This is a genomic window from Halococcus sp. IIIV-5B (genome assembly GCF_003602035.1).
Classification (GTDB): Archaea; Halobacteriota; Halobacteria; order Halobacteriales; family Halococcaceae; genus Halococcus; species Halococcus salsus.
In genome coordinates, this window is record NZ_QZWE01000020.1 from 13695 (window position 1) to 30547 (window position 16853).

Annotated in this window: 17 protein-coding genes; 13 read left to right on the plus strand and 4 right to left on the minus strand. The window is 67.1% G+C overall.

Annotation, left to right across the window (positions count from 1 at the left end; genetic code table 11):
• Window positions 1-57 precede the first annotated feature (57 nt).
• Entirely contained in the window at window positions 58-321 is a 264-nt protein-coding gene (locus D3261_RS13355; protein WP_120073164.1) for a DUF5827 family protein, read from the minus strand.
• Window positions 322-428: 107 nt separating this feature from the next.
• Between D3261_RS13355 and glyA the strand changes: the two genes are divergently transcribed.
• From glyA to D3261_RS13370, 3 genes are all read left to right on the plus strand, one after another.
• Entirely contained in the window at window positions 429-1676 is a 1248-nt protein-coding gene (gene glyA / locus D3261_RS13360; protein ID WP_120073165.1) for a serine hydroxymethyltransferase, read from the plus strand.
• A 63-nt stretch (window positions 1677-1739) separates the two neighbouring features.
• Window positions 1740-2633 (plus strand): bifunctional methylenetetrahydrofolate dehydrogenase/methenyltetrahydrofolate cyclohydrolase, encoded by an 894-nt coding sequence (locus D3261_RS13365; RefSeq protein WP_120073167.1) that lies wholly within the window; start codon window positions 1740-1742, stop codon window positions 2631-2633.
• Window positions 2630-3160 (plus strand): NUDIX hydrolase, encoded by a 531-nt coding sequence (locus D3261_RS13370; RefSeq protein WP_120073169.1) that lies wholly within the window; start codon window positions 2630-2632, stop codon window positions 3158-3160. Before D3261_RS13365 ends, D3261_RS13370 begins: the two co-directional genes overlap by 4 nt.
• Before the next feature lie 12 nt (window positions 3161-3172).
• Here D3261_RS13370 and D3261_RS13375 read toward each other — a convergent pair whose 3' ends face one another.
• Both D3261_RS13375 and D3261_RS13380 read right to left on the minus strand, forming a co-directional pair.
• Complete coding sequence (locus D3261_RS13375; RefSeq protein WP_120073170.1) at window positions 3173-4129, minus strand: TIGR03557 family F420-dependent LLM class oxidoreductase; 957 nt, start codon at window positions 4127-4129, stop codon at window positions 3173-3175.
• Window positions 4130-4472: 343 nt separating this feature from the next.
• Window positions 4473-5189, minus strand: coding sequence for a TFIIB-type zinc ribbon-containing protein (locus tag D3261_RS13380; RefSeq protein ID WP_120073172.1), 717 nt, complete (start codon window positions 5187-5189; stop codon window positions 4473-4475).
• Window positions 5190-5394: 205 nt separating this feature from the next.
• On the opposite strand from D3261_RS13380, the gene D3261_RS13385 reads away from it, so the two are divergent.
• The gene (locus D3261_RS13385) at window positions 5395-5778 is read left to right on the plus strand and encodes a hypothetical protein (RefSeq protein WP_120073259.1); all 384 of its coding nucleotides are present in this window, start codon (window positions 5395-5397) and stop codon (window positions 5776-5778) included.
• On the opposite strand, the gene D3261_RS13390 is transcribed toward D3261_RS13385, so the two are convergent.
• Entirely contained in the window at window positions 5766-7166 is a 1401-nt protein-coding gene (locus D3261_RS13390; protein WP_120073174.1) for a hypothetical protein, read from the minus strand. The genes D3261_RS13385 and D3261_RS13390 overlap by 13 nt on opposite strands.
• Before the next feature lie 519 nt (window positions 7167-7685).
• Here D3261_RS13390 and ahaH point away from each other — a divergent pair.
• The 9 genes from ahaH to D3261_RS13435 all read left to right on the plus strand — a co-directional run bounded on the left by ahaH (window position 7686) and on the right by D3261_RS13435 (window position 16627).
• Window positions 7686-8018, plus strand: a complete 333-nt coding sequence (ahaH, locus tag D3261_RS13395) for an ATP synthase archaeal subunit H (protein ID WP_120073176.1) — start codon at window positions 7686-7688, stop codon at window positions 8016-8018.
• Complete coding sequence (locus tag D3261_RS13400; RefSeq protein ID WP_199694008.1) at window positions 8005-10215, plus strand: V-type ATP synthase subunit I; 2211 nt, start codon at window positions 8005-8007, stop codon at window positions 10213-10215. The genes ahaH and D3261_RS13400 overlap by 14 nt, the downstream gene beginning before the upstream one ends.
• Before the next feature lie 169 nt (window positions 10216-10384).
• The gene (locus D3261_RS13405) at window positions 10385-10675 is read left to right on the plus strand and encodes a hypothetical protein (protein ID WP_007696071.1); all 291 of its coding nucleotides are present in this window, start codon (window positions 10385-10387) and stop codon (window positions 10673-10675) included.
• 9 nt (window positions 10676-10684) lie between these two features.
• Complete coding sequence (locus D3261_RS13410) at window positions 10685-11266, plus strand: V-type ATP synthase subunit E (protein ID WP_120073179.1); 582 nt, start codon at window positions 10685-10687, stop codon at window positions 11264-11266.
• Window positions 11263-12315, plus strand: coding sequence for a V-type ATP synthase subunit C (locus D3261_RS13415; RefSeq protein WP_120073181.1), 1053 nt, complete (start codon window positions 11263-11265; stop codon window positions 12313-12315). The genes D3261_RS13410 and D3261_RS13415 overlap by 4 nt, the downstream gene beginning before the upstream one ends.
• A gap of 49 nt (window positions 12316-12364) precedes the next feature.
• Window positions 12365-12691 (plus strand): V-type ATP synthase subunit F, encoded by a 327-nt coding sequence (locus D3261_RS13420; RefSeq protein WP_120073183.1) that lies wholly within the window; start codon window positions 12365-12367, stop codon window positions 12689-12691.
• 3 nt (window positions 12692-12694) lie between these two features.
• The gene (locus D3261_RS13425; protein WP_120073185.1) at window positions 12695-14452 is read left to right on the plus strand and encodes an ATP synthase subunit A; all 1758 of its coding nucleotides are present in this window, start codon (window positions 12695-12697) and stop codon (window positions 14450-14452) included.
• Window position 14453: 1 nt separating this feature from the next.
• A complete protein-coding gene (locus D3261_RS13430) occupies window positions 14454-15896 on the plus strand; it encodes a V-type ATP synthase subunit B (protein WP_120073187.1) in 1443 nt (480 codons plus the stop codon).
• A gap of 29 nt (window positions 15897-15925) precedes the next feature.
• A complete protein-coding gene (locus D3261_RS13435) occupies window positions 15926-16627 on the plus strand; it encodes a V-type ATP synthase subunit D (protein ID WP_120073189.1) in 702 nt (233 codons plus the stop codon).
• Window positions 16628-16853 lie beyond the last annotated feature (226 nt).

A 16853-nucleotide genomic window follows, 5' to 3' on the forward strand; every position in this document is an offset into this window, starting at 1 on the left:
CTCGCGGGGGTCGGTCGGTTCGGTGGCGGTGACCGCCGGGGAATCCCGGTGAGCGGGTCACGCCAGCCCGTAGTGACCGGGTTCGTCGTCGGCGGCGGGGTCGGCGAAGCAGAGTTCCTCGGCGTTCGTCACCATCCACGGGATCGCCCAGTCGAGCAGGACGTCCTCGGTCTCGACGTCGAGTTCGGTTTCGGGGTCGAGCCCCTGGAGCAGCCGAGCGATCTCGTAGACGGTGTACATCGTGTCGTCGTCGAGTACGTCGCTCGGTTCGCGGAACTGGAACGGGCGGAGTCGGTCGAACGAGGACTTCGGTCGGGGCATACGTGGGATAGAGACGACCGAAGTAAATCCTCGGCGGTGTCGTCACGAGGTCCGGAAATATGGTGCGGTATCGGTACGCTATTGACGGTGCGACCGAAGGGGCGAACATGGACTACGAGGACGTTCGGCACACGGACCCGGCGGTCGCGGACGCGCTCGACGGCGAACTCGACCGGCAGCGCTCGACGCTCTCGATGATCGCGAGCGAGAACCACGTCTCCCCTGCAGTCATGGACGCCCAGAGCAGCGCGCTCACCAACAAGTACGCCGAGGGTTACCCCGGCGAGCGCTACTACGGCGGCTGTGAGTACGCCGACGAGGTCGAACAGTTGGCCATCGACCGCGCGAAGGAGCTCTGGGGGGCCGAGTACGTCAACGTCCAGCCCCACTCCGGCTCCCAGGCCAACATGGCGGTCTACCTCGCCGCGCTCGAACCCGGCGACAAGATCCTCTCGATGGACCTCACCAACGGCGGCCACCTCTCGCACGGCTTCAAGGCGAACTTCGCCGGGAAGGTGTACGAGGTCGAACACTACGGGGTCGACCCCGAGAGCGGGCGACTCGACTACGAGGCCATCGAGAAACACGCGAACGAGTTCGAGCCCGACATGATCATCTCGGGCTACTCGGCCTACCCGCGCGAGGTCGACTGGGAGCGCTTTCAGGAAATCGCCGAGAGCGTCGACGCCTACCAGCTCGCCGACATCGCCCACATCACGGGCCTCGTCGCGGCGGGTGTCCACTCTTCGCCAGTGGGTATCGCGGACTTCGTCACCGGGAGCACTCACAAGACCATCCGCTCGGGCCGCGGCGGGATGATCCTCTCGGGCGAGGCGCACGCCGACGCCATCGACGCGGCGATCATCCCCGGAATGCAGGGCGGGCCGTTGATGCACAACGTCGCGGGCAAAGCGGTGGGCTTCGGCGAGGCGCTCGAACCCGAGTTCGAGGCGTACGCCGAACAGGTGGTCGAGAACGCGACGGCGCTCGGCGACCGAATGCAGGAGCACGGCCTCGGGCTGGTTTCGGGCGGCACGGATACCCACCTCGTGCTCTGCGACCTCCGAGAGTCCCATCCCGATACGACGGGCAAAGAGGTCGAGGAAGCCCTCGAAGGAACGGGTATCGTGCTCAACGCGAACACGGTCCCCGGTGAAACCCGCTCGAACTTCGTCGCCAGCGGGATCCGAGCGGGCACGCCCGCGCTCACGACCCGCGGCTTCGACGCCGATGCCTGCCGCGAGGTCGCCGACTGTATCGCGCGCGTCGTGGACGCCCCCGACGACGGGAGCGTCGTCGAGGAGGTCTCGGCCGACGTCGACGCGCTCTGCGAGCGGTTCCCGCTCTACGAGTGAGTCCGGCAGGACGACCACTCCCCGGACCGAGGCATTGATTAACGTGGCTCTCGGCGCTTCTCCATGACCGACGTCATCGACGGCAACGCCGTCGCCGACGACATCCGCTCGGACCTCGAGGACTGCATCGCGACGTTCGAGGACGCCGGCGTCACGCCCGGCCTGGCCACGGTTCTCGTTGGGGACGACCCCGCGAGCGAGACCTACGTCTCGATGAAACAGCGCGACTGCGAGGAGGTCGGGATCAACGGCGTCCACGTCGAACTCCCCGCCGACGCCTCGCAGGACGACCTCAACTCGACCATCGACGAACTCAACGACGACCCCGATATTCATGGGTACCTCGTTCAGGACCCGACCCCCGACCAGATCGACTATCGGGAGGTGATCCGCCGGATCGACCCCGCGAAGGACGTCGACGGCTTCCACCCCGAGAACGTCGGGCGGCTGGTCGCGGGCGACGCGCGATTCAAGCCCTGCACGCCGCACGGGGTCCAGAAGCTCCTCGCGTCGGCGGCCGTCGACACCGAGGGCAAGGACGTCACCATCGTCGGGCGCTCGCGCATCGTCGGCAAACCGCTCGCGAACCTCCTGCTCCAGAAGGCCGACGACGGCAACGCGACGGTCACCGTCTGTCACTCCCGAACGCAGGACCTGGCCGAGAAGACGCGGAACGCCGACGTCGTGGTCGCGGCGGTCGGCGCACCCGAACTCCTCGACGGCTCGATGATCGGCGAGGGTGCAGTGGTGATCGACGTCGGGGTCAACCGGGTGGACGCGGACACCGAGAAGGGCTACGAACTCGTCGGCGACATCGAGTTCGAGTCGGCGAAGGAGAAGGCGAGCGCCATCACGCCCGTCCCGGGTGGTGTCGGCCCGATGACGCGCGCGATGCTGCTCTACAACACTGTGAAAGCCGCGAGCCAGCAGGAGGGCGTCGACGTCGAGCTTCCGTGAGTCGGGACGACCGCTTTCTCGCACCCGACGACCTCGCGGCGCGCTACGGGGACGTGCTCCGCCGGTCGGCAACGAGCGACCTGCCCGCCGACGAGTGGGAGGATGCGCGTTCGCGTGCCGCTGAGAGCGCGTGGGGTGTCGGCGGGTTCGTCACGCAGGGTGGTCGAGTGTTGTTGATCCGGCAGGGGCGGCGCTGGAGTGGATCCAAGCCGTGGATCGCGCCCGGCGGGATGCTCGAAGTCGGCGAGAGTCACGCGGAGGGTGCGGCCCGCGAAGTTCGAGAGGAAACCGGTCTCGGGGTCGAGATCGACGGGCTCGCGGCGATCCAGGAACGGACCTTCGTTCACGAGGGGGAGAGTCGAGAATTCGAGTTCCGGTTCGCGATGTTCGACGCGACGCCGACGACGGCGGAGCTCGCGACGGACCCGGGACTCGACGACGAGGATATTCTCGCTGTGGAGTGGTTCGAGGCGCTGCCCGAGAAGACCTACGAACGTGACTTGCTCACGGCGCTCAAAAAACGGTGATCGGGAACGCTCTCAGTCGAAACTCGGCAGGACCTCGTTCTCGTAGAGGTCGAGCAGTGCGTCCTGGTCGTCGCCGATCTGGTGCATGTAGACGTGGCTGTAGCCCGCGTCGAACGCGTTCTGGATGTTCTCGATGTGGGCGTCGGCGCTGGGTTCGGTGAGGATCGACCCCTCGCGGATGTCCTCCTTCGTGACCATCCGACTCGCTTGCTCGAAGTGGGTCGTGGTCGGCAGTTCGGCGGCGAGTTCCCCTGGGAGCCCGGAGTTCGGCCAGACGCGGTGGGCGGTCTCGACCGCTTCGTCCTCGGAATCGGCGTAGCAGGCGTGGAGCTGGCAGTACGACGGGTCCGAACCACCGGCCTCCTCGTAGGTATCGAGGAGATCGCCCTGCGGGCCGACACACCAGAAGGCGTCGCCGATCTCGCCCGCGCTGGTCGCGGCGCGCTCGCCGAAGGCCGAGACCACGATCGGGGGAAGTTCGTCGGGGAGGGTGAACAGCCGCGCGTTCTCGACGGTATAGTGCTTCCCGTAGTGGCTGGTTTGCCCGCCCTGCCAGAGCTTGCGGATGACCTCGACGGCCTCTTCGAGCATTTCGAGCCGCACGGGCTGGGAGGGCCAGTGCTCGCCCACGACGTGTTCGTTCAGGAGTTCGCCGGTGCCGACGCCGAAGAAGAAGCGCCCCTCCAGCATCTCGGCGGCGGTCGCGGCGGCGTGGGCCACCACGGCAGGGTGGATCCGCATGATTGGACAGTTGACACCCACACCGACGTCGATCTCGTCGGTGGCCTCGGCGACCCCACCCAGCACGGGCCAGACGAAGGGCGCTTCGCCCTGCTCGCTGGTCCAGGGATGGTAGTGGTCCGAGCTCGACACGAAGTCGAAGCCGACCTCCTCGGCGCGCTCGGCCTGGCGGACGAGCTCGTTCGGGCCGAACTCCTCGGTCGAGAGGGTGTAGCCGATATCCGTCATTTGGCCTCACCGGTAGTCGTCGACATACGGCCGGCTTCGACGGTCGGTGGCTAAGGTCTGGTGCCGACGTGTGCCGGGTGTGCCGTGGACCCAGCGGTCGTCTGTCTGTTCTCAGCAATCGTGAGACACTGCCGACCGAGTGATCCGTCGAACGTCACGACGCAAACACAAACGAGAACCGCAGGCCACACCCTCCCCAACCGATTCGCTCCGTTCGTTTCACTCACTTCGCTCATCCCTCGCGCGAGTCGCGCGTCTCCGACGCGCTCCCGCGCGCCCCCGCACGCAGTTCCACGGAACCGTCCCCCCGTTCGCAAGGAGTCGGACCGGTACTCTCGTCGAACTATCCGATTCTGTCGAGCCGGTCGCGTGCGGCCGCCAGCGCGTTCTCGTCGTCCTCGCGGAGGTACGTACCGACGTCGCGCGCGACCCCGAGGAGCCGTTCGGCGTGGGCGGGCGAGACGTCGCCGTCGAGCGCCTCGACCCGCCTGACGTGGTCTTCGAGCGTGTCGAGCACCGCCCGTGCCTCGTTATCCGGGTGGGCGTCGAGATACGCCGTCGCGTCCCGGCGGTAGACGTCGAGCGCGCTCGCGACCGCCCGACCGCGGGCCGCCCGAAGCGAGTCCGGGACGGTTTCGGGGGGCGGGCGTTCGCCCTCGTCGACCCCACCGAGGAGGTCGATGAAGTAGCGCTCCTCCTCGTCGTCCGTCCGCAGCCCGCGCGCGAGTTCGGTGGCGACCTGGCGGAGTTCGCGCGCCCCGACGGCGGTCCCGTCGAGCGGTGCGAGGCTCCCGGCGCGGATGAACCCCTGTCCCCGAACGAACTCGTGGCAGGCCTCGGCGGCGCGTTCGGCCGCGGCGCGGGTGTCGGCGGCCTCAGCCCCGAGCAGGCTTCGCGCCTCGGTGAGGTCGAGCGTCGCCGCGGTCGCAGTGTGCTCGGTGCGCTCGTCGCGGCCGACGCTCCGGAGGCTCCCGCAGTTCGGGCAGTCGACGCTCCCGGTCTCGTAGTACGACCACCGCGTGCCGCAGTCCTTGCACTCGCGTTCGCCCCGGATGCGCATACCCTCCCTCGAACCGCGAGCGTGAAAAAGTGGCCGTCGTGTGGGAGCCGAACGCGACCCGGATCACGGACGACAGCCCGGTCCGCACCACCGCCGGGATTTATGTTCGTGCCGCACCGAGCGGTCGGTATGCCGTCGAGTCCCCGCGCTCGTGGTCGAGAAATTCTCCGGCGATGAGGTATCGGTCCGACGTGATTCGGATCGGGTGACGGTCTCGGTCGCCGGTCGCACACACGAACTGACCAGAGCCGAGGCCGTATCCCTCCGGGAGTCGCTCGACGACTCGCTCGCACGACATCGCGAGTTCGTTCGCACCACCGGTACACACCGCCCCGACGGGAGCTACGTCGTCGCGCGCCGGGGTGTGGAGTCGGCGGGCCACCGCAGGGTGTTCGACTCGTTCGAGGCTCTCCGGGACCTGTTCGACGCGCTTCCGACGTCGTTCACCGCCCAAGACGTCGACTCCCCCGCGCTCTCGGGTCGTCGTCGCCACCTCGTGGTGCGTCACCTCGCGGAAAACCCCGATTTCGCGTGCAAGCTTGTGGCTCGCCAGCCGTTGACGGCCGAAAAGCGGCCTCACCAGAGGTAGCTCCCGAGGAGCTGTAACAGGAGCGTCTGACCGAACACCGCGCCCACGAGGAGCCAGCGGTCCCGAAAATTCGGTCGAACCCGGTGGACCGCGGCGGCTACCGGCAGGCAGAGGTAGGGGTAGATGTAGAGCGCGCCACGGGCGGTCTCGCCGGTGTGGTAGACGCCCGCGACGAGCATCGCACAGAACCCGACGACCGCGGCCGCCGCGATCACGAACGGCTCGCGCTCCCGGGTGGCCGTGAGCCACCATCGGCCCTCGGGCCGGAGGTCGCCCCAGAGGTCCCGAAGGCCACGGGCCGCGAGCAGACAGAGGAACGGGGTGAAGAACAGCCCGAGCTCGACGATGTCCTCGAAGCGGCTGAAGACGTAGTCCGAGGGGTCGGCGAGCAGCATGAACCCATTCGGATTCTGCTGCTCCGAGGCGATCGAGAGGCTGTGGAGGTAGTCGTACCCCAGCCCGAACTTCACGACCAGATAGCACGCGACGAGTCCGACCCCGATGCCGACGAGCGGGAGCAGTTTCTCGCGCCGGAAGACCGCGATCCCGGCGAGGATCGGGAGGACGAAGACGAACAGGAACAGTTGGCTGGCGGCGACGAGCAGGCAGGCGAGCGTCGCGAGGCTCCACCACCGCGACTCGCGGGTGAAGAAGTACACCGCAGCGAGCAACAGCGTGGCGATGATCGCGTCGATCGTCGCGAGGTAAAATATCTGAACCGAGGGGAGCAGCACGAACAACAGCGTGGTGTACTGGGCGACGGATCTCTCGTAGTAGGTCCCGACGAGCCGGTAGACCAGCACGGCCGAGGTCGGCAGCGAGATGGCCGCGATGGCGGTCGTAACCAGTGGGCGCGACCCGAAGACCCAGTCGAGGAGGGTGAAGGTGAGGACCGTCCCCGGCGGGTGCGTTCGCGCGTGGACCACGTACGAGAGCTGGTTGGCCTCGTAGGTCCGCACGAACGCCAGCGGGTCGACGATCGTCGCGGCGAGCTGGTAGTAGCCCTCGCGGGTCGAGAGCGGGACGACGAATCCGTGGGTGAATCCGTGAAGGAGGTTCGAACACACGAGCAGCACGAACCCCGCGACCACGACCGGCGCGAGGCGCGTTCGTTCCTCCCGGAGGTACCACGCCGTCACCGCGAACACCCCAACCGCGGCGACGAGCATCGGGATCGCCCAGTCCAGACGGAGCCGCCCCAGCCGGAAGACGAAGATGCTGACCGGCCAGTAGACGGGCGTCCCGTAGGGATTGCCGAGGAGCTGGCGGTTGACGAACTTGATGAAGATATTGAAGAAGACGACGGAGGTGGCGGTCACCCACGCGATGACGGCGAGTTGACGGGCCGAGAACAGCGCCCCCTCGCCTGTGTGGTGCCCACCGGTCATCGAACGGGGGTGTGACCGGGCGTGGTTAAGCGCTTACGAACCACTTTTTCCGAGGAGTGGTGGCCGACCAGCGGGAGGCCACCCGACGAGGAAAACCTGTCTTCGTGAGCGCGAAGCGCGAACGAACGGCTCGGAAGACGCGAAGCGTCTTCCGGTGGACTAAAAACTGCCGCTCACTCGCTCCGCTCGTTCGCGGTACAATCACTAACCCCTCCGCACCGCTTCCGCAACCGCTCCGCGACAGCCACACACCTCCCCAACCGACTGCGCTTCTCGCTCGTTCGCCTGCGGCTCACTCACTGCGATGCTCATCCCTCGCACAATGTCCGCGACCGGCCCTCACTATCGTTCGGACCGGTCGCGAGCGCGCGCCACTGCGGCTGACTCGTCGTGGCGCACGATGGACCCGGACGATCCATCGCCGATTCCGTTGCAGTGGTGTGGGTCGAATCGCGACCTCGCTGTGCGATGGTATCCGGAACGACCAAATAGGCGGTGGGACAAGGCTCACTGAACGACATGGCCAGACCAGAGGTGCTCGACCGAATTCAGGGGGCAGAGCGCGAGGCCGAGGAGATAATCGAGGAGGCGGAAGCCGACCGCGAGGAGCGGATCGCCGAGGCCCGCGAGGAGGCCGACGAGATCCGCCAGGAAGCCGAAGCGGAGGCCGACGAACTCGAAGAGGAGCGGCTCGAAACCGCCCGCGAGGAGATCGAATCCGAGCGCGAGGCGGTCCTCGAGGAGGCCGAAGCGGAACGCGAGGAACTCGAATCCAACGCGCGCGAGAACCTCGACGACACCGCGGAGTACGTCGTCGAGCGGTTCACCGAGGAGGTTCATGCTCAGACCTGAACGGATGAGCCGGGTGTCGGTCACGGGCGCGAAGCGCGTCCTCACCGACACCATCGAAACCGTCCACCGACTCGACCTCCTCCACGTCACGGGCTACGACGGCGAGTGGGAGGGCTTCGAACCCGGGGACCCGGTCGCGGGGGCCGACGAGGCCGCCGACCGTCTCGTCACCGTCCGCTCGCTCATCTCGCTTCTCGACGTCGACCAGGACCGCGAGACGAGCGGTATCGACCTCGACGGGATGGGCGACCGTATCGAGACCGTCCGCACGCGGGCCAACGAACTCGACGACCGGCGCGAGGACCTCGAAGGCCAGCGCGCCGACCTCGCCGACCGGATCGACGCGCTCGAACCCCTCGCGGCGCTCGGGATCGACCTCGACCTGCTCTCGGGCTACGACTCGCTCGAAACCCGCGTGGGCGAGGCCGACGAAGCGGCGGTCCGCGAGGCGCTCGATAGCTCCGAGCGGATCGACCGCTACGAACTCTTCACCGAGGACCGCGCGGTCGCGGTGTTCGCCGAGCCCGCACCGGGCGAGACGGCCGTCCTCGACGACGCGCTCACCGGCACCGAGTTCGTCGCGGTCGACGTGCCCGACGCCGAGGGCAGCCCCGAGGACCACCTCGACGACCTCGACGGCCGCCGCAGCGCGCTCGCCGACGACGTCGAGGACGTCGAAGCCGAGATCCGCGAGGTCCGCGACGAGCACGGCGACTTCCTGCTCGCCGCCGAGGAGGAGCTCGCGATCGAGGTCCAGCGCCGCGAGGCCCCGCTCTCCTTCGCGACGACGAAGAACGCCTTCGTCGCCGAGGGCTGGGTCCCCACCGACCGGTTCGACGACCTCGAATCACGGCTCAGGGAGGCGGTCGGCGACCACGTCGTCGTCGAGGAGCTCGAACAGGCCTCCTACAACAGCGACGGGCACGTGACCGAGCGCGAACCGACCGAATCGGGTGGCGACGGTGGATCGAGCGACGAAACCGAGGCGGAAGTCGCAGCCGACGGCGGCACCGACGTCGCCATCGGCAAGCGCGACCCGCCGGTGGTGCAGGACAACCCGGGTCCGGTGAAACCCTTCGAGTTCCTCGTCAAGACGGTGAGCCGACCGAAGTACTCGGAGATCGACCCGTCGATCGTCCTCTTCCTGACCCTCCCGCTGATGTTCGGGTTCATGATCGGGGACGCCGGCTACGGGCTGGTCTACCTCACCGTGGGGACCCTGCTGTTCAAACGCTTCGAGAGCGACGGGATCCGCGCGCTCGGCGCGATCACGCTGTGGGCGGGTGGGTTCACGTTCCTGTTCGGGATACTCTACGGCGAGATATTCGGGACGGAGTTCATCAAGATGTACCTCTGGGAGGGCGCGCTCGGCCTCGAAAGCCAGCCCCTCCACAAAGGGTTGATGCCGACGTACGGGGCCTACGCGAACGCGTGGCTCCTGATCAGCGTGCTCTTCGGCCTGCTCCACATGACGGTCGGCTACCTCTTCGACTTCGCCGACAACCTCCGGACGAGCTTCAAGACCGCGATGCTCGAGAGCGGCTCGTACCTCATCCTGATGCTCGGCGTCTGGGTCTGGCTCATGAGCCGCACCCTGATGGGCGTCAAACCCGAGCTGATGTTCGTGGCCCTCGACGGCCAGCCGTTCGCGCTCGGCTTCGCGGGCTTCTCGCCGACCGTCGGCTGGGCCGGCCTCGGTGTCGGCCTCGTGGTCGGGCTCGGGCTCGTGATCGTCAACGAGGTCAACCACTTCGGGGGCATCGGCGTTCTCGTCGGCTTCCTCGAAGGGCTGCTTCGAGCGGCCTTCGTCAACCCCCTCTCGTACACACGGCTCGCCGCCGAGGTGCTCGCGGAGGTCGGGCTGGCGTTCGCGGTCAACCTCCTGGTCTTTGGGGCCTACGAACACAACGGCGAGTTCCACCTCCTGTTCACCCACGGCCCGGGCTACGTCGAGACCCTGAGCGGCGAGGCCTCGCTGATGTTCGGTGGCCTCATCCACATGGGCATCGCCGGCGCGGCCTTCGGGATGGTGCTGCTCGTGGTCGGCCACATGCTGGTGCTCGGCGTCGGCGTCATGAGCGCCGGCCTCCAGGCCGTGCGGCTGGAGTACGTCGAGTTCTTCAACCAGTTCTACGAGGGCGGCGGCGACCAGTACGAACCGTTCGGCTACGAACGGACCCACACCCTCGAAGAGTAGGGCGGGTTCGTTCCGAAACCGGCCGATTTCGAGAACTACTCAAACCACGTATTTGAGCCTGTTCGTTCGGTCTACGGCGAATATTTTGAGAAGTTTTATGTGGCTGGTGCGGGGACTTTAGCCCGTTCGACAATGACCGACGACACACGGAACGGGGACAACTGACGCCATGCTAGAACTCATCAGCGCGCTCGTCGATCCGGGGGTACTGCTACAACAGGGCGGCGGTGGCGGTGGAATGTCGACCGAAGCCGCGGCGGCGCTCGCGAGCGGTCTCGCGGCGATCGGCGTCGGCCTCGCCGGGGTCGGTACCGGGAACGCACAGCGCGGGATCGGTGCCGCGGCCGTCGGTGCGTACTCGGAAGGTTCCATCTCGCTCGGTATCGCCATCTTCCTGACGGTGATCCCTGAAACCGTGATCATCATCGGGTTCGTGGCGTTCTTCCTCGCCGGCGCGTAAGGTGATGGAATGAGTCTCGAAACCGTCGCCGAGGACGTCAAGGAGGAAGCACGCGAACGCGCCGAACGCATCCGCGAGGAGGCCGACGAGCGCGCCGCGGAGATCGTCGAGGAGGCCGAAGCCGACGCCGAGGAGACGGTCTCCGAACGCGAGCGCGAGGTCGAGAATCGGATCGAGCGCGAGCGCGACCAGCGGCTCTCGAGCGTGAAGCTCGAAGCCAAACAGCTCCGGCTCGAAACACGGCGGGAGGTCCTCTCAGACCTTCGCAGCGAGGTCGAAGACCGGGTCACGGGTCTCTCGGGCGACGAGCGTGAGGAGCTCACGCGGGCGCTGCTCGAGGACGCCGCGACGGAGTTCGACGACGGCGCGTCGGTCGGCCTCTACGGTCGAGCCGACGACGCCGACCTGCTCGCCTCGCTCGCCACGGAGTACGACGGCTTCGAGCACGCCGGGGAGTACGACTGTCTCGGCGGCGTGGTCGCCGAGAGCGAGGCCTCGCGGGTTCGGGTCAACAACACGTTCGATTCGGTGCTCGATTCGGTCTGGGACGACGAGCTCAAGGCCGTGAGCTCCAGGCTGTTCGACCAATGAGCACGCGCGCCACCGACTCGAACTACGAGTACGTCACCGCCCGGGTGCGCTCGCGTCGGGCGAACCTGTTCGACGAGGAGGACTACCAACAGCTGGTGCGGATGGAGCCCAGCGGGATCGCGCGGTTCATGGAGGAATCGCAGTACGAAGAGGAGATGAACGCGCTCGGGAGTCGTCACTCGGGCGTCGACCTGGTCGAGCACGCGCTCGCCCGGAACCTCGCGAAGGACTTCGAGGACCTCCTGCGTTGGGCGAGCGGCCCGCTCTACGACGACATCGCGCGCTACCTCCGGAAGTTCGACGCGTGGAACATCAAGACGGTCCTTCGAGGGATCTACGCCGACACCGGTCGCGAGAGCGTCGAGAACGACCTCGTCCGAACCGGCGAGTTCGACGAGGACCGTCGCGACCGGCTGCTCGAAGCCGACTCGATCGAGGGCGTCGTCGAGGGGCTCTCGGACACCGTCTTCGGGCCGCCTCTGGAGAGCGCGCTCGACGAGTACGAGTCGACCGGTACGCTGGTGCCGCTCGAGAACGCGATCGACCGGGCCTACTACGAGGAGCTGTTGGCGGTGCGGCCCGGCGAGAGCAACGCACGGCGGCTCTACGTCAAGTTCCTCGAAGCCGAGATCGACTTCCGGAACGCCCGGAACGCGCTCCGGCTGGCGCGCTCGGGCGCGGACACCGACCCCGCGACCTACTTCATCGACGGGGGGCGACTGTTCGACGAATCGGACCTCGCCGGGATCGCGGACAACCCCGACGAGCTCGCCGCCCGGTTGGCCGACAGCCGGTACGGCGACGAACTCGACGCGGCGCTCGATGCGCTCGACGACGCGGAGAGCCTGACGGGTTTCGAGCGCGCGCTCGACGCCGCGCTCGCGGAGTACGCCCACCAGCTCGCGAACTGGTACCCGCTCTCGGTCTGTCCGGTGTTCGCCTACGTGCTCGCGAAGGAGCGCGAGGTCGACAACGTTCGGGCGATCGCCCGCGGGCGGGCCGCGGGGCTCGACCCCGAGACGATCGAGGAGGACCTCGTCCTCCGATGAACCGACACGCCGAAACCGCTGGGTCGCCTAACGCGGGGGACGAACACCAATGAGCCAGGAGATCGCGGTCATCGGCACGCCCGAGTTCACCACCGGCTTTCGCCTCGCGGGCGTTCGCGAGATCGAGAACGTCGCGGAGGAGGACAAGGCGGACGAACTCGACGACGCCGTCGAGCGGGTGTTCGCGAACGACGACGTCGGGATCGTGGTGATGGCCGACGCCGACACCGACCACCTCTCGCGCGGCGTGCGGCAGGACGCCGAGACCAGCATCGAACCCACGCTGGTGACGCTCGGCGGCGACGAGGCGGGCAGCGGCGGGCTGCGCGAGCAGATCAAACGCGCCATCGGCATCGACCTGATGGACGACAGCTAAATCATGAGTCAAGCAACAGACGTACAAACGACGGACGACGGCACCATCGCCAGCGTGAGCGGTCCCGTGGTTGTCGCCACGGGCCTCGGCGCGCGGATGAACGACGTGGTCTACGTCGGCGACGAGGGGCTGATGGGCGAAGTGATCGAGATCGAAGGGGATCGCACGACGATCCAGGTCTACGAGGAGACCTCGGGGATCTCGCCGGGCCAACCCGTCGAGAACACCGGCGAACCGCTGTCGGTCGACCTCGGTCCCGGGATGCTCTATTCGATCTACGACGGCGTCCAGCGCCCGCTCGACGTGCTCGAAGACCGGATGGGCGCGTTCCTCGATCGAGGTGTGGACGCCCCCGGGATCGACCTCGACGAAGAGTGGGAGTTCACGCCCACCGTCAGCGAGGGCGACGAGCTCGAAGCCGGCGACGTCGTGGGAACGGTCCCCGAGACCGAGAGCATCGAACACCGCGTAATGGTGCCGCCCGACTACGAGGGCGGCGAGGTCACGAACGTCGAGGAGGGGTCGTTCTCGGTAACCGACCCGATCGTCGAACTCGACTCGGGCGAGGAGGTCACGATGCACCAGGAGTGGCCGGTGCGCGAGACCCGCCCGACGGTCGACAAGCAGACCCCGACGACGCCGCTCGTCACGGGCCAGCGGGTCCAGGACGGTCTCTTCCCGCTCGCGAAGGGCGGCACGGCGGCGATCCCGGGACCGTTCGGGAGCGGGAAGACCGTCACCCAACAGAGCCTCGCGAAGTTCGCCGACGCCGACATCGTGATCTACATCGGCTGTGGCGAGCGGGGCAACGAGATGACGGAAGTGATCGACGACTTCCCGGACCTCGAGGACCCGAACACGGGGAAACCGCTGATGAGCCGCACATGTTTGATCGCGAACACCTCGAACATGCCGGTGGCGGCGCGTGAGTCCTGCGTGTATACGGGAATCACGATCGCCGAGTATTATCGGGACATGGGCTACGACGTCGCGCTGATGGCCGACTCCACCTCACGGTGGGCGGAGGCGATGCGCGAGATCAGTTCCCGGCTCGAAGAGATGCCCGGCGAGGAGGGCTATCCCGCCTACCTCGCGGCGCGGCTCTCGGCGTTCTACGAACGCGCGGGCTACTTCGAGAACATCAACGGTACGGAAGGATCGATCTCGGCGGTCGGTGCGGTCTCTCCGCCGGGCGGCGACTTCTCCGAACCCGTCACCCAGAACACGCTGCGTATCGTGAAGACGTTCTGGGCGCTCGACTCCGACCTCGCCGAGCGCCGGCACTTCCCGGCGATCGACTGGAACGAGTCGTACTCGCTCTATCGGGACCAGCTGGACCCGTGGTTCGAGGAGAACGTCGCGGCCGACTGGCCGGAGACCCGTCAGTGGGTGATCAACACCCTCGACGAGGAGGCCGAACTCCAAGAGATCGTTCAGCTCGTTGGCGAGGACGCGCTGCCGGACGACCAGCGCCTCACGCTCGACGTGGCGCGCTACCTCCGGGAAGCGTTCCTCCAGCAGAACGCGCTCAACCCGACCGACGCCTACTCCTCGCCGGAGAAGACCTACCGGATGATGGAGGCGATTCAGACCTACAGCGAGGAGGCCTTCGACGCGCTCGAAGCGGGCGTCCCGGTCGAGGAGATCACGAGCATCGACGCCGCACCCCGGCTCAACCGGATCGGGACCACCGAGGAGTACGGCGAGTTCATCGAGGAGATCGAGTCCGACGTCCAGGACCAGCTCCGGGAGAAGTACTAACATGAAGGAATACCGAACGATCGAGGAGATAAGCGGGCCGCTGGTGTTCGTCGAGATCGACGAGCCGGTCGGCTACGACGAGATCGTGGAGATCGAACTCCCCGACGGGGAGCGAAAGCGCGGCCAGGTGCTCGAATCCTCGGAGGACTTCGTGTCGATCCAGGTCTTCGAGGGCACCGGCAGCATCAACCGGGACGCCTCGGTTCGCTTCCTCGGCGAGACCATGACGATGCCCGTCACCGAGGACCTCCTCGGGCGGGTGCTCGACGGCTCGGGCCGACCGATCGACGACGGCCCGGAGATCGTGCCCGACAGCCGCGAGAGCATCGTCGGGTCGGCGATCAATCCCACGGCCCGAGAGTACCCCGAGGAGTTCATCCAGACGGGTGTCTCGGCGATCGACGGCATGAACACCCTCGTGCGGGGCCAGAAACTGCCGATCTTCTCGGCTTCGGGGCTGCCGCACAACGAACTCGCCCTCCAGATCGCGCGCCAGGCGACGGTGCCGGAGGAGGACGAGGCGAACGAGGACGGCGAGGGCAGCGAGTTCGCGGTGGTCTTCTGTGCGATGGGTATCACCGCCGAGGAGTCAAACGAGTTTCTCGCCGACTTCGAGCGCACGGGCGCGCTCGAACGCTCGGTCGTCTTCTCGAACCTCGCGGACGACCCCGCCGTCGAACGCCAGATCACCCCGCGGCTCGCGCTGACGACCGCGGAGTACCTCGCGTTCGAGCAGGACTACCACGTGCTGGTGATCCTGACGGACATGACCAACTACTGTGAGGCGCTCCGGGAGATCGGGGCCGCGCGCGAGGAGGTCCCGGGTCGACGGGGCTATCCCGGCTACATGTACACCGACCTGGCGCAGCTCTACGAGCGCGCGGGTCGGATCCGCGGTCGCGACGGTTCGGTGACGCAGATCCCGATCCTCACGATGCCGAGCGAGGACGAGACCCACCCGATCCCCGACCTCACGGGCTACATCACCGAGGGACAGATCATGCTCGACGGCGACCTCAACAGTCAGGGCGTCGAGCCGCCGGTGAACGTGCTGCCGAGTCTCTCGCGGCTGATGGACGACGGTATCGGCGAGGGGCTGACCCGCGAGGACCACGGCGACGTCTCCGACCAGCTCTACGCAGCCTACGCGGAGGGTGAGGACCTCCGGGACCTGGTGAACATCGTGGGTCGCGAGGCGCTCTCCGAACGCGACAACCAGTACCTCGACCTCGCCGACCGGTTCGAGGCGGAGTTCGTCGACCAGGGCTACGACACCAACCGCGACGTCGAGGAGACCCTCGACATCGGTTGGGAGCTCCTCTCCGCGCTCCCGAAACAGGAGCTCAACCGGATCGACGAGGAGTACATCGAGCGCTACTACAACGAGGACGCCGACGACGCCCAGGAGAGCGAGGAGTCGAGCGGTGCCGAGGCCGAGGCTTAAGGACCTCGGTGTCATACTACTGACTAACAATGGCCAACGACGTCAAACCGACCCGCAAGGAGCTGATGGGGATCGAGGACCGCATCGACCTCTCCGAGCGGGGTCACGACACGCTCGAACAGAAGCGTGACGGCCTCATCATGGAGTTCATGGACATCCTCGACGAGGCTCAGGACGTGCGCTCGGGGATGGGCGACGACTACGAGCAGGCCCAGGCGAAGATCGACATCGCGCGGGCGGTCGAGGGCGACGTCGCGGTCCGCGGCGCGGCCGCGGCCCTCGAGGACCACCCCGAGATCACGATCCAATCGAAGAACATCATGGGCGTCGTGGTGCCCCAGATCGAGTCCTCGAAGGTCAAGAAGTCGATCGACCAGCGGGGCTACGGCGTGCTCGGGACGAGCGCCCACATCGACGAGGCCGCCGACGCCTACGAGGACCTCATCGACTCGATCGTGCTCGCCGCCGAGGTCGAGACCGCGATGAAGAAGATGCTGAACGAGATCGAGACCACCAAACGCCGGGTCAACGCCCTCGAATTCAAGCTCCTGCCCGAACTCCGGGAGTCCCAGGAGTACATCGAGCAGAAGCTCGAAGAACAGGAACGCGAGGAGATCTTCCGGATGAAGAAGGTCAAGGACAAGAAAGAGGACCAGGAGCGCGAGGCCCGCAAGGAGTCCGAGGCCGAATCCGCCGAGCCGCCCGAAGGCGAAGTCGCGGCTACCTCATAGAGACCACCTTTTGCTGCGCTCGGCCGCGGAGCGGCCTCGCTGGCAAAATGTGGATCAAAAGCGCGTCGGGTTCCCTTCGGTCACCCTCGCGCCCGCTCGCTCGTTTCACTCGCTCGCGGTACGATCACTAACGTTCCCGCACAGCACCGCCGAAGCCCTCGCTCACTCCGTTCGCTCGCCCTTCATCCACCAGGACATCAGAACCGCAACCGCACCACTGGCCGCC

Excerpts from the sequence above, each read along its gene's own strand:
- D3261_RS13355 (WP_120073164.1), bottom strand. The coding sequence starts at position 321 with ATGCCCCGACCGAAGTCCTCGTTCGACCGACTCCGCCCGTTCCAGTTC.
- D3261_RS13420 (WP_120073183.1), top strand. The coding sequence starts at position 12,365 with ATGAGCCAGGAGATCGCGGTCATCGGCACGCCCGAGTTCACCACCGGC.
- D3261_RS13435 (WP_120073189.1), top strand. The coding sequence starts at position 15,926 with ATGGCCAACGACGTCAAACCGACCCGCAAGGAGCTGATGGGGATCGAG.
- D3261_RS13425 (WP_120073185.1), top strand. The coding sequence starts at position 12,695 with ATGAGTCAAGCAACAGACGTACAAACGACGGACGACGGCACCATCGCC.
- glyA (WP_120073165.1), top strand. The coding sequence starts at position 429 with ATGGACTACGAGGACGTTCGGCACACGGACCCGGCGGTCGCGGACGCG.
- D3261_RS13375 (WP_120073170.1), bottom strand. The coding sequence starts at position 4,129 with ATGACGGATATCGGCTACACCCTCTCGACCGAGGAGTTCGGCCCGAAC.
- D3261_RS13365 (WP_120073167.1), top strand. The coding sequence starts at position 1,740 with ATGACCGACGTCATCGACGGCAACGCCGTCGCCGACGACATCCGCTCG.
- D3261_RS13405 (WP_007696071.1), top strand. The coding sequence starts at position 10,385 with ATGCTAGAACTCATCAGCGCGCTCGTCGATCCGGGGGTACTGCTACAA.
- D3261_RS13400 (WP_199694008.1), top strand. The coding sequence starts at position 8,005 with ATGCTCAGACCTGAACGGATGAGCCGGGTGTCGGTCACGGGCGCGAAG.
- D3261_RS13410 (WP_120073179.1), top strand. The coding sequence starts at position 10,685 with ATGAGTCTCGAAACCGTCGCCGAGGACGTCAAGGAGGAAGCACGCGAA.
- D3261_RS13390 (WP_120073174.1), bottom strand. The coding sequence starts at position 7,166 with ATGACCGGTGGGCACCACACAGGCGAGGGGGCGCTGTTCTCGGCCCGT.
- D3261_RS13415 (WP_120073181.1), top strand. The coding sequence starts at position 11,263 with ATGAGCACGCGCGCCACCGACTCGAACTACGAGTACGTCACCGCCCGG.
- ahaH (WP_120073176.1), top strand. The coding sequence starts at position 7,686 with ATGGCCAGACCAGAGGTGCTCGACCGAATTCAGGGGGCAGAGCGCGAG.
- D3261_RS13430 (WP_120073187.1), top strand. The coding sequence starts at position 14,454 with ATGAAGGAATACCGAACGATCGAGGAGATAAGCGGGCCGCTGGTGTTC.
- D3261_RS13380 (WP_120073172.1), bottom strand. The coding sequence starts at position 5,189 with ATGCGCATCCGGGGCGAACGCGAGTGCAAGGACTGCGGCACGCGGTGG.